The sequence below is a fragment of the Mesorhizobium sp. M7A.F.Ca.US.006.04.2.1 genome (assembly GCF_004022915.1).
In the GTDB taxonomy this organism is placed as follows: Bacteria; Pseudomonadota; Alphaproteobacteria; order Rhizobiales; family Rhizobiaceae; genus Mesorhizobium; species Mesorhizobium ciceri.
On sequence record NZ_RZQA01000074.1, the window covers coordinates 1 to 12,378 of the forward strand.

16 protein-coding genes are annotated in these 12,378 nt (G+C 62.5%); 7 read left to right on the top strand and 9 right to left on the bottom strand.

Features of this window, described 5'->3' with window-relative positions; translation table 11 throughout:
- The 6 genes from lptC to ptsN all read left to right on the top strand — a co-directional run.
- On the top strand, positions 1 to 624 hold a 624-nt coding region (gene lptC / locus EN925_RS06470), incomplete at its 5' end, for an LPS export ABC transporter periplasmic protein LptC (protein WP_128278409.1).
- On the top strand, positions 611 to 1,192 hold the full coding sequence (locus EN925_RS06475) for an LptA/OstA family protein (protein WP_013529585.1): 582 nt from the start codon (positions 611 to 613) through the stop codon (positions 1,190 to 1,192). The genes lptC and EN925_RS06475, both read left to right, overlap by 14 nt.
- Complete coding sequence (gene lptB, locus EN925_RS06480; protein WP_013529586.1) at positions 1,192 to 2,010, top strand: LPS export ABC transporter ATP-binding protein; 819 nt, start codon at positions 1,192 to 1,194, stop codon at positions 2,008 to 2,010. Before EN925_RS06475 ends, lptB begins: the two co-directional genes overlap by 1 nt.
- Before the next feature lie 199 nt (positions 2,011 to 2,209).
- Entirely contained in the window at positions 2,210 to 3,736 is a 1,527-nt protein-coding gene (rpoN, locus tag EN925_RS06485; RefSeq protein WP_064995568.1) for an RNA polymerase factor sigma-54, read from the top strand.
- A gap of 265 nt (positions 3,737 to 4,001) precedes the next feature.
- Positions 4,002 to 4,586, top strand: coding sequence for a ribosome-associated translation inhibitor RaiA (gene raiA, locus EN925_RS06490; RefSeq protein WP_013529588.1), 585 nt, complete (start codon positions 4,002 to 4,004; stop codon positions 4,584 to 4,586).
- 121 nt (positions 4,587 to 4,707) lie between these two features.
- Positions 4,708 to 5,172: a PTS IIA-like nitrogen regulatory protein PtsN gene (gene ptsN, locus EN925_RS06495; protein ID WP_013529589.1), complete on the top strand. Its 465-nt coding sequence runs from the start codon at positions 4,708 to 4,710 to the stop codon at positions 5,170 to 5,172.
- A gap of 92 nt (positions 5,173 to 5,264) precedes the next feature.
- Here ptsN and EN925_RS06500 read toward each other — a convergent pair whose 3' ends face one another.
- Positions 5,265 to 5,519 carry a DUF1150 family protein gene (locus tag EN925_RS06500; RefSeq protein WP_013529590.1) on the bottom strand — a complete coding sequence of 85 codons (255 nt, stop codon included), beginning with the start codon at positions 5,517 to 5,519 and terminating at the stop codon, positions 5,265 to 5,267.
- 65 nt (positions 5,520 to 5,584) lie between these two features.
- On the bottom strand, positions 5,585 to 6,010 hold the full coding sequence (locus EN925_RS06505; protein ID WP_013529591.1) for an Hsp20 family protein: 426 nt from the start codon (positions 6,008 to 6,010) through the stop codon (positions 5,585 to 5,587).
- Between the two features lie 315 nt (positions 6,011 to 6,325).
- On the opposite strand from EN925_RS06505, the gene EN925_RS06510 reads away from it, so the two are divergent.
- The gene (locus EN925_RS06510; RefSeq protein ID WP_063170333.1) at positions 6,326 to 7,270 is read left to right on the top strand and encodes a nucleoside hydrolase; all 945 of its coding nucleotides are present in this window, start codon (positions 6,326 to 6,328) and stop codon (positions 7,268 to 7,270) included.
- Between the two features lie 36 nt (positions 7,271 to 7,306).
- Here EN925_RS06510 and EN925_RS06515 read toward each other — a convergent pair whose 3' ends face one another.
- The 7 genes from EN925_RS06515 to EN925_RS06545 all read right to left on the bottom strand — a co-directional run bounded on the left by EN925_RS06515 (position 7,307) and on the right by EN925_RS06545 (position 12,316).
- Positions 7,307 to 7,684: a hypothetical protein gene (locus tag EN925_RS06515; protein WP_063169006.1), complete on the bottom strand. Its 378-nt coding sequence runs from the start codon at positions 7,682 to 7,684 to the stop codon at positions 7,307 to 7,309.
- Positions 7,685 to 7,687: 3 nt separating this feature from the next.
- Entirely contained in the window at positions 7,688 to 8,008 is a 321-nt protein-coding gene (locus EN925_RS06520) for a hypothetical protein (RefSeq protein WP_013529594.1), read from the bottom strand.
- 101 nt (positions 8,009 to 8,109) lie between these two features.
- Positions 8,110 to 8,724, bottom strand: coding sequence for a LysE family translocator (locus EN925_RS06525; RefSeq protein ID WP_013529595.1), 615 nt, complete (start codon positions 8,722 to 8,724; stop codon positions 8,110 to 8,112).
- 113 nt (positions 8,725 to 8,837) lie between these two features.
- Positions 8,838 to 10,286, bottom strand: coding sequence for an amidase (locus tag EN925_RS06530; RefSeq protein WP_063169005.1), 1,449 nt, complete (start codon positions 10,284 to 10,286; stop codon positions 8,838 to 8,840).
- 1 nt (position 10,287) lies between these two features.
- Positions 10,288 to 11,193, bottom strand: coding sequence for a ribokinase (locus EN925_RS06535; RefSeq protein WP_063169004.1), 906 nt, complete (start codon positions 11,191 to 11,193; stop codon positions 10,288 to 10,290).
- Positions 11,194 to 11,346: 153 nt separating this feature from the next.
- On the bottom strand, positions 11,347 to 11,829 hold the full coding sequence (locus tag EN925_RS06540; protein WP_027161333.1) for a hypothetical protein: 483 nt from the start codon (positions 11,827 to 11,829) through the stop codon (positions 11,347 to 11,349).
- Positions 11,804 to 12,316, bottom strand: a complete 513-nt coding sequence (locus tag EN925_RS06545; RefSeq protein WP_027161334.1) for a hypothetical protein — start codon at positions 12,314 to 12,316, stop codon at positions 11,804 to 11,806. Before EN925_RS06545 ends, EN925_RS06540 begins: the two co-directional genes overlap by 26 nt.
- Between the last annotated feature and the right edge of the window lie 62 nt (positions 12,317 to 12,378).

The window sequence follows — 12,378 nt, forward strand, 5'->3', positions numbered from 1 at the left end:
GCACAGCGTCATTCGCGCCGCGTGCGCGTTCTCAAATTTGCCGTGCCGGTGGCCGCAGCACTGATAGCGGTCGCTTTCCCGGTCTACTCCTATCTCGCCGCACCCGTCTCGGTGAAGATTCAGGCGGAAGGCACTGCCTTTTCCAACGGCAAGCTGGTGATGGCCAATCCCAAGCTCAACGGTTTCACCAAGCAGAAGCAGCCTTATTCGATGACGGCGCTGCGTGCCATTCAGGATGTCAGCACGCAAGGTATCATCGAGCTGGAAGGCATCGACGCCAAGGTGCCGATCGCGTCCGACAATGTGGCGGCGGTCAAGGCCTCGCACGGCACCTACGATCGCGACGGCAATACGATGAACCTGACCAGCGACGTGACGATCACCACGACCGACGGCATGCAGGCCAAGTTCAAATCGGTCTTCCTCGACATGGGCAAAGGCACTATGAAGACAGGAGATCCCGTCGATGTCAGCCGTGGCGGGTCGCGGATCACGGCGGATACGATGTCGGTTCAGGACAATGGCAAGATTCTGGTTTTCGAGAACAAAGTGCGCGTCAACATCGATTCCGCCGCCCTGAAGGCGGCACAGGGAAACAGCGGAGAAACCAATGCGGCTCAGTAGTTCGACGCGGCTCGCGGCTGCAACTTCAGCGTTGCTGCTGCTCGGACTCGTGCCGTCATGGGCGCAGACGACCAGTCAATCAGGCCTCAAACTGTCCGGCGACAAGCCGATCCAGATCGAGAGCGACAAGCTGGAAGTCCGCCAGGCCGACAGTGTCGCCATCTTCACGGGCAATGTCAGCGTCGTCCAGGGGCCGACATTGATGAAGGCCGGCAAGATGACGGTCTACTACGTCAAGGACCCCAACGCCGCTGCCAAGGGCACGGAGGCCGCGGGTGCTGCGATGACGGGCTCGGCCAACATCGATCACCTGGAGATCTCCGACAAGGTCTATATCAAGTCGGATGCGCAGATCGCGACCGGCGATCAAGGCAGCTTCGATATGAAGAGCCAGGTGCTGGTGCTTTCGGGCAAAAAGGTCGTTCTGTCGCAAAACGACAACGTTCTGGTGGGCTGCAAACTTACCGTGCAGATGAAAAGCGGGCTGGCTCAGGTGGATCCATGCGCTGGGCAACGCGTCCAGATGTCGATCACACCGCCGCCGAAATCGGGAGCGACGAACCCCTGATGGCCAGCCTGTCGTCGCTGACGGCGCGTCTTCCGGGACGGGCCGCCGGCAAGCTTTCGGCGCCGGCCACGGTGACCGTCGATGCGGGAAAGTTCAAGGGAACCCTGATCGCCAAGGGGCTGACCAAGAGCTACAAGGGCCGCAAGGTCGTCAGCGGCGTCACCATCGGCGTGCGCGCCGGAGAGGCCGTTGGACTGCTCGGCCCCAACGGCGCCGGCAAGACGACCTGTTTCTATATGGTTACCGGCCTGGTGCCGGTGGATGAAGGCACGATCGAGATCGACGGCTTCGATGTCACGTCGATGCCGATGTACCGTCGCGCACGCCTCGGCATCGGCTATCTTCCGCAGGAAGCATCGATCTTCCGCGGCCTCAATGTCGAGCAGAATATCCGCGCCGTGCTGGAAGTGGTCGAAAAGGACCGCAAGGTGCGCGAGCGCAATCTCGACGAACTGCTCGAGGAATTCCACATCAGCCATCTGCGCAAGGCGCCATCCATGTCGCTTTCGGGCGGCGAGCGGCGACGCTTGGAAATCGCGCGAGCGCTGGCGACGCGTCCGGCCTACATGCTCCTCGACGAGCCTTTCGCCGGCATCGATCCGATCGCCGTCGCGGATATTCAACAACTGGTGCGCCACCTGACGGCGCGCGGCATCGGCGTCCTCATCACCGATCACAATGTGCGCGAAACGCTCGGCCTCATCGACCGCGCCTACATCATCCATGCCGGCCAGGTGCTGACCCATGGAAGGGCCGACGAAGTGGTGGCAAACCCGGATGTGCGGCGACTTTACCTCGGCGAGGGTTTCACCCTCTGAGCGTGAAATTTGTTTCCTGACACGATTTTTGCGGTTCGCGCGGCGCTTTTTCCTCGATTTTGCTCCGAGATAACGCTCCGGTAAGCGAGTTTTGCTACCAATTGCCTTGACAAGCAAAAGCCGGGCCAGTTTCTATGGCCGGCTGCAAAATTCCTTTCCGGAAGTCCGGATGCGTAGACGAGGCGTTTGAAACCGAACCATGGCGTTGGCGGCCAAACTACAGCTACGACAATCGCAGTCGCTAGTGATGACGCCGCAACTGATGCAGTCGATTCGGCTGCTGCAGTTCACCCATGTCGAGCTCGAGCATTTCATCGACGAGGAAATCGAGCGCAATCCGCTGCTGGAGCGCGCCGAGCCGCAGGACGATGCCGCCAGCGACCAGGCGCAGAAGATCGAGGCGGAGCCGCAAGCCACCTCCGAAGGCGACTGGTTCGAAAACGAGACGCAGTGGAGCGCGGAGGCGATCTCGGACAAGCTCGACACGTCGCTGGAAAACCTGTTTCCCGACGACCCGGGCACCAGCGAGCGGCTCGGTCCCGACCTGACGGCGCAATGGAAATCGGCTTCCGGCAATGGCGCGGGTTCCTCATCCGAGTGGTTTGACGCCGGCGATATGGCGACTGCTGCGATCACGCTGCGCGACCATGTCGGTGAACAGGTGGCGCTAGCCTTCGCCGATCCGGCTGCACGTCTGATCGCCGCCGACCTCGCCGACGGCCTTGACGAGACCGGCTATCTGCGTGCCGATCTGGCAGAGATCGCCGCTCGTCTCGGTGCGGATGCGGCCGCCGTGGCGAAGGTGCTGGCGGTGTGTCAGACCTTCGAGCCGGCCGGCCTGTTTGCCCGCGACCTGGCCGAATGCCTGTCGCTGCAGCTTGCCGTGCGGAGCCGGCTCGATCCGGCGATGAAGGCGCTGGTCGCCAATCTCGAACTCCTGGCACGGCGCGATTTTCACGCATTGAAACGGATCTGCGGTGTCGACGAGGAGGATCTGCTCGACATGCTGGCCGAAATCCGGGCGCTCGATCCCCGGCCGGGCATGGCGTTTTCGGGCGGCGCCAGCGACGCGATCGTCGCCGATGTCGAGGTGCGCGCGGCCAATGACGGCAGCTGGACGGTCGAACTCAATGCCGAAACGCTGCCGCGGGTGTTGGTCGACCATATCTATTTCGCCCAGGTCTCTCCGCAGGCCAAGAACCAGGCGGAAAAGGATTTTCTGGCCGAATGCCTGCAGAACGCCAACTGGCTGACGCGCAGCCTCGACCAGCGGGCAAAGACCATCCTCAAGGTCGCTTCGGAAATCGTTCGCCAGCAGGACGCCTTCCTCGTCCATGGCGTGCGGCAGCTGAAGCCGCTCAATCTGCGCACGGTGGCCGACGCCATCGGCATGCACGAATCGACCGTCAGCCGGGTCACAGCCAATAAATACATGCTGACGCCGCGCGGCGTGTTCGAGCTTCGCTACTTCTTCACCGCCTCGATCGCCGCATCGGGCGGCGGCGATGCGCACTCCTCGGAAGCCGTGCGTGACCGCATCAAGCAGTTGATCGACGAGGAGAAGCCCGTCGACGTGCTTTCCGACGATGCAATCGTCGACATGTTGCGCGAAAGTGGCGTCGACATTGCAAGGCGTACGGTCGCCAAGTACCGGGAAGGCATGAATATCCCCTCCTCGGTGCAGCGCCGGCGCGAGAAACGTGCGATGGCCAGCGCCGGGCGCTGAGGCGAGTCGATTTTCCACAAGCCAGCACTTCATTGACAAGCCGCGGTGAACTGGCTAGAAGCCCGCCCGCATGAGACGGGCTAGATGCCCGCATGCGGATGGTCCGTCACGACGTTGGCCTCGGGACGGTCAAAGGGCGGCTTGTGATCAACCGGAAAGTCTGGATTTAAAATCGGCGCAAGTGACGCCGCAAAGCTTGTGCGCACGGATCACGAGTATAAACTCGGGCCAGTTTGAAGCCTGAGCAAGGAAGGTCAGTTTTCAGATGAATCTGCGCATATCGGGAAAACACATGGACATCGGCGATGCGTTTCGGACACGCATCAACGATCGTGTCGGCGAAGCGATCGGCAAATATTTCGATCGCGGCTTTGCCGGACATGTCACGGTCATCAAATCGGGTTCGCGCTATTCGGCGGATTGCATGATCCGGCTGGATTCCGGCGCTTCGCTGCAGGCCACCGGCGATGCCCAGGATCCGACGCTTGCCTTCGAGGCGGCGGCGGACCGTCTGGAAACCCGCCTGAGGCGCTACAAGCGCCGGCTGAAATCGCACAATTCGGGCGCCGCCAACGGCCAACCGACCGACATAGCCTACACGGTGATGGCGCCGCTTGCCGATGACGACGAGGACATTCCGGAGAATTTCGCGCCGGCCATCGTCGCCGAATCAACCATGACGCTGAAGACCATGTCGGTGGCGTCGGCGGTCATCGAGCTCGACACCAAGGACAGCCCGGTCTTCGTCTTCCGCAACGCGGGAACCGACCATCTCAACATCGTCTATCGCCGACCCGATGGAAATATCGGTTGGATCGACCCGTCGACGACCAAGGTCGCACAAGCGTGACGACAACGGTCGCACGGTGACGACAAGGGTCGCACGGTGACGACGAGGTCGCACTGGGATAAGAGCCGGCCGCACGAGGGGTGAGGACTGGTGACGGCAGGCGAACAAGGGATTTTCAAGCATGGATCTGAGCGATCTTATCAACGTTCCGGCGATATTGCCGGCGTTGAAGGCGAACTCCAAGAAGCAGCTGCTGCAATTGCTGTCCGAACGGGCGGCGGCGATTTCCGGCATTCCGGAGCGGGAGGTGTTCGACACCATCCTGCAGCGTGAGCGGCTGGGTTCGACCGGCGTCGGCAACGGCATCGCCATCCCGCACGGCAAGCTGGCCGGCGTGAAGCGCATCGCAGGTGTTTTCGCCCGGCTGGAGACGCCTGTCGATTTCGAATCGCTGGACGATCAGCCCGTCGATCTGGTGTTTCTGCTGCTGGCGCCGGAAGGGGCGGGTGCCGATCACCTCAAGGCACTGTCGCGCATCGCGCGAGTGCTGCGTGACGCCGACACGGTGGCCAAGATCAGGGGTACGCGCGACGCCGCGGCTATCCACGCGCTTTTATCGGACACCCAGGCCTCGCACGCGGCCTGATTTTTCTGGTGAGACGAACTTCAAGGGCCGCCACGGGCGGCCCTATGCGTTTGAGCCTGCTGGTCGCGCCTAACAGGGCGGCGCGCTGGGTCTTAGTGGATGGCGACCGTGGTCAGGTCGTTTTCCATGGCACCGGCCAGTGCGCGGTCACGCGCGTCGGAAAGCAGGATCGGCTGGCCATTGGCGGCAAACAGCGCCCACAGTTCCATGCCGGGAGCGATTTCGCCGAGATTGGGGAAACGGCCGAGCAATTCGTCGCTCGAGACCTTTCTGAGATAAGCGACCGAGCCCTCGCCGAGATGAGCGAATTCGCCATTGGTCATGGTGATAGTTTCAGTTCTGGTCATTTCAAAGCCTCCTTGGCGCGAGGACGCCGCTCAAGGCCATCCCGCATGAGAGCCATCGGTAAAGATCAGTCTTTCACCGATATGTTTATTTTCCGTACCAGCCGTTCGGACTCCGGCCGATCGAGGTCGATCGCCAAAAGGCCGTTCTTCAACTCCGCTGCGATCACCCGCATGCCGTCGGCCAGCACGAAACAGCGCTGGAACTGGCGCGCGGCGATGCCGCGATGAAGAAATTCGCGCTCGGTGTCGTCGGTCTGACGGCCGCGCACGACCAACTGGTTTTCCTCCGTGGTGACATCGAGATCGCTTTCGGCGAAACCGGCGACCGCCAATGTGATGCGCAACCTTTCGGTTTTGCCGTCGGCGCCGCTGAGGCGTTCGATGTTGTAGGGAGGGTAGCTGTCACCGGACTTCGCCAAGCGTTCCAGGGTCTTTTCCATGGCGTCGAAACCAAGCAGAAGCGGGCTGGAAAAGGGCGTCATTCGGCTCATGTTACACTGTCCTCTCAAGAGCGACATAAAGTGGAAAAACCCAGATGGCATTTTTCCCGATGGCCTTGATATGGTCCGCCCCGCGACCAAGTTCAAGCCGTCAACAGACCCGCCCAAAAAGACCAGGCCGTGGACTCACAGGAATGACAGACATGGCGCTTGAAACGGCGAGCAGATGCAAGGAAAAGCGCGCGGGTCGGGATTGTCTTCCCCGGTCGAGCGGTTCGGCCTGGCAGCTCGCGGCCGCTTCGGCGTCATTTGGATGTTCCGATCGGATCGATGCAAGTCCACGACCTCGCCAAACAAGGAATTGAAATGCCCCAGTCACGCAAGATCATCATCGACACGGATCCCGGCCAGGATGATGCCGTCGCCATATTGCTGGCGCTCGGCAGCTCCGAACTGGAGATCGTCGGCATATCAGCCGTTGCCGGCAACGTGCCGCTGAAGCTTACCGAAAAGAATGCCCGCAAGATCTGCGAGCTGGCCGGCCGCCCGGACATCAAGGTCTATGCCGGTGCCATCCGGCCCCTGACGCGCGAACTGGTCACCGCCGAGGAAGTGCATGGCAAGACCGGCCTCAACGGTCCGCAATTGCCCGAACCGACGATGAAGCTGCAGGACCAGTACGCGGTCGATTTCATCGTCGAGACGCTGATGAGCGAAGAAAGCGGCACGATCACGCTTTGCGCGCTCGGCCCGCTCACCAACATTGCGCTGGCGCTGATCCGCGAGCCGCGCATCGCACCGCGCATCAAGGAAATCGTGCTGATGGGCGGCGGCTTCTTCGAAGGCGGCAATGTCACACCGACCGCCGAATTCAACATCTATGTCGACCCGCAGGCCGCAGATGTCGTGCTCAAATCCGGCATTCCGATCGTCATGATGCCTCTCGACGTCACCCACAAGGCGCTGACCACCGCCAAGCGCACGCAGGCCTTCCGCGCGCTGGGCACCAGGGTCGGCACCGCCACCGCGGAGATGTTGGAGTTCTTCGAGCGCTTCGATGAAGAGAAATACGGCACCGACGGTGGCCCGCTGCACGATCCTTGCGTCATCGCCTATCTGTTGAAGCCGGACCTGTTCAAGGGCCGCAACTGCAACGTCAGCGTGGAAACCGCCTCGGAACTGACCATGGGCATGACCGTGATCGACTGGTGGGGCGTCACCAAACGGCCGAAGAACGCCATGGTGATGCGCGACATCGACCATGATGCGTTTTTCGCCTTGCTGGTGGAGAGGCTGGGGCGGCTTAACTGACCGTCAGAACAGAACTGAACTTGTGAGCACGCGTCTTCACTCATTGAGAAACCGATAGGTGTCTCCGCCGCGCTTATGATGTTGCCGCTCGATGGGGATGACCGAACCGACAAGGTGCGGCATCCCCACTTCATCATCGATGGATGTCACCGCGCTGTTGCCATCAAGGCGGACATCGTATGTGTAATACAGCCCGCGCCCGGCAGCCATCTTCGGATTGATGGGCATTAACCTCACATACTCGATAGTGCCCATCACACTCTGAGTTGCCACAACCGGATTGTCCTGGTTCATCGCAATCGGGATCAGCGCCGCCAGGGGCAGTGCGCAGAAGAATACGACACCAATGACTGCGTCTCGGTATTCTGCCTGAAACAGAAGCAGGCGGTTTCTGAGAGAAGATACTGTTGCCATGATTCAATTCACGAATCGGTAGAAGACGAAGCCATTGTCGCGCGTGACGCGTTCGATGTTTGTGCGCGAGCCGATCAGATGCGGGTGATCGTCATCGATAAGGACAGACGAACCGTTCTCGATAGAAACCAGATATATGCCGCGGCCATGGTCCAACCGGACACTTTCGACGTTTGCCTCGACTGTGTCGACCGATCGGATCGGGCTGGCGTCGTTGATCCATTTGTTTGCCGCCAACATGATCATAACCGCAAACGCACCAATAAAGAGGATCACGCCAGGCGCGTTCCTCTTCAAACCATCCCAAGTCCAAAAGACAGACATGAATCCCTCAAGCCAGATTCATGTGGTGGTGGGACAGCACACTTTCAATCTGTTGCCATTCCAGGGTGCTGCAACTCCTTGCGGCGCCGGCTCGGCCGCCTTTACTTCGACCGCGAAAACGCCAGCCACAGGCCGCCGCCGACCATGAAGCTGCCGCTGATCCTCGACAGGAGTTTGATGCGGCCGGCCGACAGCAGGCGCCCGGCGCGGCCGGCGGCCAGCGCGTAAGTCGAATCCGAGAAGGCGGCGAAGATCATGGCGGTCAGACCCATGACGGCGATCTGCAGCGAGTAGTTGCCTTGCGGCGAAATGAACTGCGGAAAGAAGGCGCCGAAGAAAATCAGCGTCTTGGGGTTGCTCAGCGCCACCAGCAGGCCCTGCAGGAAGAAGCCGCCGCGCGGCTTTCTCGCTGTTCCATCGGCATTCAACGTGCCCTTGGAGCGGAACATCTGCACACCCATCCAGATCAGATAGGCCGCGCCGATCAGTCGTACCCACTCGAACCAGTGGCCCATGCCTGCGATCAGCGTGTTGAGGCCGATGCCGACGATGGCGATCATCACGGCAAGCCCGGCCTGCGTGCCGGCGACGTTGGCGAGGCCGGCGCGCGAGCCATGGCGGATGCTGTTGGCAATGATCAGCGTGACCGTCGGACCGGGCACCAGGATAATGACGATGCAAGCGAGGACATAGGCGGCGTAGAGTTCGAGCGACATGCTTTTTCCCCAGGAATACCGCCGAGGCGGCGCGGCTGAGGATAATCAATGCATGGCGGCGATAGCGATGCAAGCCGGTGCGCGAAGCGCCGCGGCACGCCAACGCGTGCGATTCAGGCGCCGGCCGGCCAGGGCAGTGTTGCCTCATAGGCGGCCGCCGCCTTGAGCACGGCAAGGTCGCCGCGTGGCCGGCCGATCAGCTGCATGCCCATCGGCCGCCCTCTATCGTCGAAGCCGACCGGCACATTGGCCGCCGGGCAGCCGCCCAAGGTCGCGAAGGCGGAAACCTGCATCCAGCGGTGATAGCTGTCCATTGTGCGTCCGGCGACCTCACGCGGCCAATGCGTATCGATGTCGAAGGGGAAGACCTGCGCTGTCGGCAGCGCAATCAGATCATAGCGGTCGAAGATCGACAGCAGCGTGCGATGCCAGGACGTGCGGATGACCGAAGCGGCGCGGATCTGCGGCGCCGTCAGCCGCGTTGCGTTCTCCACTTCCCAGATGGCTTCCGGCTTGAGCAGGCGGCGCTTCGCGGGATCGTCATAGTGGGTTTTGAGCGCGCAGCCGCTGCTGGCCTGGCGCAGCGTCACGAAGGCCTGCCACAGCGCTTCGAAATCGAAATCCGGCAGCAGGGGCTCGGTCGCGAAGGACGCTTCCGCAAAGCGGCCAAGTGCCGCCTCGCACAGGCCGAGAACGCCTGTTTCAACCGGCAGATGACCGCCGAGATCACCGAGCCAGGCGATGCGGCCACCAGTTGCGGGTATTCCAAGCCCTTCGAGGAACGAGCCGGGTTTCTCGTAGGACAATGGCGCGTGCGGGTGGTAACCGGCCTGCACATCGAGCAGCAGTGCCATGTCACGGACGTTGCGGCCCATCGGCCCGTCGACGCCCATCTGCGCATGGAAGACTTCGAAATCGGGTCCGCCGGGAACAAGTCCTTGCGACGGGCGGAAGCCAAAAACATTGTTCCAGGCGGCCGGGTTGCGCAGCGAGCCGCCAAAGTCGCTGCCATCGGCGACGGGCACCATGTCGAGCGCCAGGGCAACGGCCGCGCCGCCGCTCGAGCCTCCGGCGGTCAGGGCCGGATCGAAGGCGTTCAGCGTCGGCCCGAACACGGCGTTGTAGGTGTTGGAACCAAGCCCGAATTCGGGGACGTTGGTCTTGCCGATGATAATGGCGCCGGCATTGCGGATGCGCTCGACGAAGAAATCGTCCTCCTGCGGCACGAAATCGGCGAAGATCGGCGAGCCGAAAGAGGTCCTGAGGCCCGTGGTCGAGGCGAGGTCCTTGATGGCCATCGGCAGGCCGAAGAGCGGGTTGGTTTTGGCTCGCGTTGGGCTGGCATCGGCCGCATCGGCTTCGCGCAGGATATCGGCGCGATCGCGCAAGGAGACGATGGCGTTGACCAGCGGATTGACCGCCTCGATGCGGTCGAGGAATGCCGCCACCACCTCGCGCACGCAAAGCTCCCTCTCCCGGATCGCGCCGGCGAGTTCGACTGCGGACAGGCGGCAGATGTCGCCTGCCGGTGGCACGGCATGTTTTGTTTGAGGACGCAGCATTTTAATGGGTTTCCTGCAGCGCCTGATCGACGTCTTTGGCGAGCGGGATCGCCGGTTGGGCGCCAGGTTTCAGGCAGGCCAGCGAGCCGGCCGCGCCGGCGCGCGCCAGCGCCTGTTCGAGCGTGAGGCCCGACGACAGGCTGGCGGCGAAATAGCCGCAGAACGTATCGCCGGCGCCGACCGTGTCGACGGGGACGATCTTGCGCGCAGCAACGGCCAGGAACTCGGTCGGTGTCGCCGCCATCACGCCATCGCCGCCGAGCGTGACGACGACGGTGCGGCCGGTCTTTCCGGCAAAGTCGCGCATGCGCACCGCCCGATCGCGGCCTTGCAGCGACAGCGCTTCGCCATACAGGTCGAACTCGGTTTCGTTGGCGACGACATAGTCGGCCTTGCCGAGAAAGCCGGCTGCTTGCGCCTGGAAAGGTGCTGTGTTGAGCACCGTGATGGCGCCGGCCGCCCTTGCCTGGTCGAGGGCGGCATCGACGGTGGCCAGCGGAATCTCATTTTGCAGCAGCACGACGTCGCCTTTTTTCAGAAAGGCCTTGGAGAGATCGCCGGGCACCACGGAAGCGTTGGCGCCCGGCACCACGGCGATGATGTTCTCGCCGTCGTCGGCGACCATGATCAGTGCCGTGCCGGTCGAGGCGTGAGTCTCGGCAACGCCGGACAGGTCGACCTTGCCGTCGCGCAGCAATGCCAGTGCCTCGGCGGCGAAGCTGTCCCTGCCGACGGCGCCGACCATGCGCACCGAGGCGCCGGCGCGTGCGGCGGCCAGGGCCTGGTTGGCGCCCTTGCCCCCGGGCGCGGTGGTGAAGGCCGAGCCGCCCACCGTCTCGCCGGGGCTCGGCAAGCGGTCGACCTTGGCGATAAGGTCGAGGTTGATCGAGCCGATGACGATAATCAAGCAGGGCCTCCTGGCAACGCAAATTCAAAATGCCGGAGCGTCTTCGTGCGTCCGGGCGAACGCAGATCGTTCCGATTGCGTGGAAGCTAACCTGTAAGGCCGCAGCTTGCCAGACCACGCGCATGGTCCAGCCCGATTTGAGTTGTCGCGGCCTTATTCGCAGCGCACGGTGACCGTGCCCTGATAGTTGCCGGCGGGAAAGATACCGCTCGACTTGGTGGCGGTGAGGTCGACCTGCATCGCGTGGGTGCCGTTGGCAACCCTCTGCGGCACACTTCCGTTGACATCGGCCCCCGAGCCATCGAGGCGGAAGACCGAAGCGAACGTCACGTTGGTGCCACCGCCGCTCGGCGCGGACGAGAATGCGGCAGGCGCCGGCGCCGAAACCGAATAGCAGTCAAGCAGGTTGAGTATTGAGCATAACAGGGAGCTTGCCACCACGGTGGCGCTGGCGCTCGATCCGCCTGCCTGTTTGGAGCCCAGTATGCTGATGGCGGGACTGGCCTTCATCGTTCCGGACGCCCCGACCATGATGGTGCAGGTGCCGATGATCGCCGCCTGCATCGGAAGGCAGGAACCGGCAAGTGCCGCCATCGCAAACAGCGCGCGGCTACTGCTTCTTCTTTTTCTTGCCATCGCCATTTCCGGTTCTGATGCTCCAGCCTTCGTTGGCCCACCCCGGTGATGCGGTCGCGGGAGCGGTGGCGGCAATACTCGCCGTCTGGCCGTCGGTGCCGAGGCCCATTTTGAGGAGCTTCAGCTCCAGCTGAAGGCGCTCGACCTCAAGCTCGTAGAGACGGCTGCAATCGACGCGCTTGGGCGTACGCCCGATGGGGATCACCACGCGGCCGTAAGTGGCGACATCATTGTCGGACTGGCTGTTGCCTCTGATGACGCCGAGATCGACATAGGCGCCGGAGCCGGAGACGGCGGAACGGCAAGTGGTGCCATCCGCGGCATGGACCTCGTCCTGGCCCTGGGGCAAGGTGACGCCGGGCAGGTTGAAGCCGCTTTCGTTCTGGTTGAGGTTGTAGACGTCCTCGGCCCCGGCCGGCGAGGCACCCGCCCAAACAGCCGCGAGCGCCAGTGTCAGGACTTGCGGCGCCCAAAAAACTTTCCGCATATCTGTGCCCTTATCTGCGTCTGTTGATTGGGAAAGGGGATGCTTTCGGTACAGATACGCAC

Bases quoted from the DNA above. Each gene is read 5' to 3' on its own strand.
- EN925_RS06475 (WP_013529585.1), top strand. From the start codon at position 611: ATGCGGCTCAGTAGTTCGACGCGGCTCGCGGCTGCAACTTCAGCGTTG.
- lptB (WP_013529586.1), top strand. From the start codon at position 1,192: ATGGCCAGCCTGTCGTCGCTGACGGCGCGTCTTCCGGGACGGGCCGCC.
- rpoN (WP_064995568.1), top strand. From the start codon at position 2,210: ATGGCGTTGGCGGCCAAACTACAGCTACGACAATCGCAGTCGCTAGTG.
- raiA (WP_013529588.1), top strand. From the start codon at position 4,002: ATGAATCTGCGCATATCGGGAAAACACATGGACATCGGCGATGCGTTT.
- ptsN (WP_013529589.1), top strand. From the start codon at position 4,708: ATGGATCTGAGCGATCTTATCAACGTTCCGGCGATATTGCCGGCGTTG.
- EN925_RS06500 (WP_013529590.1), bottom strand. From the start codon at position 5,519: ATGACCAGAACTGAAACTATCACCATGACCAATGGCGAATTCGCTCAT.
- EN925_RS06505 (WP_013529591.1), bottom strand. From the start codon at position 6,010: ATGAGCCGAATGACGCCCTTTTCCAGCCCGCTTCTGCTTGGTTTCGAC.
- EN925_RS06510 (WP_063170333.1), top strand. From the start codon at position 6,326: ATGCCCCAGTCACGCAAGATCATCATCGACACGGATCCCGGCCAGGAT.
- EN925_RS06515 (WP_063169006.1), bottom strand. From the start codon at position 7,684: ATGGCAACAGTATCTTCTCTCAGAAACCGCCTGCTTCTGTTTCAGGCA.
- EN925_RS06520 (WP_013529594.1), bottom strand. From the start codon at position 8,008: ATGTCTGTCTTTTGGACTTGGGATGGTTTGAAGAGGAACGCGCCTGGC.
- EN925_RS06525 (WP_013529595.1), bottom strand. From the start codon at position 8,724: ATGTCGCTCGAACTCTACGCCGCCTATGTCCTCGCTTGCATCGTCATT.
- EN925_RS06530 (WP_063169005.1), bottom strand. From the start codon at position 10,286: ATGCTGCGTCCTCAAACAAAACATGCCGTGCCACCGGCAGGCGACATC.
- EN925_RS06540 (WP_027161333.1), bottom strand. From the start codon at position 11,829: ATGGCAAGAAAAAGAAGAAGCAGTAGCCGCGCGCTGTTTGCGATGGCG.
- EN925_RS06545 (WP_027161334.1), bottom strand. From the start codon at position 12,316: ATGCGGAAAGTTTTTTGGGCGCCGCAAGTCCTGACACTGGCGCTCGCG.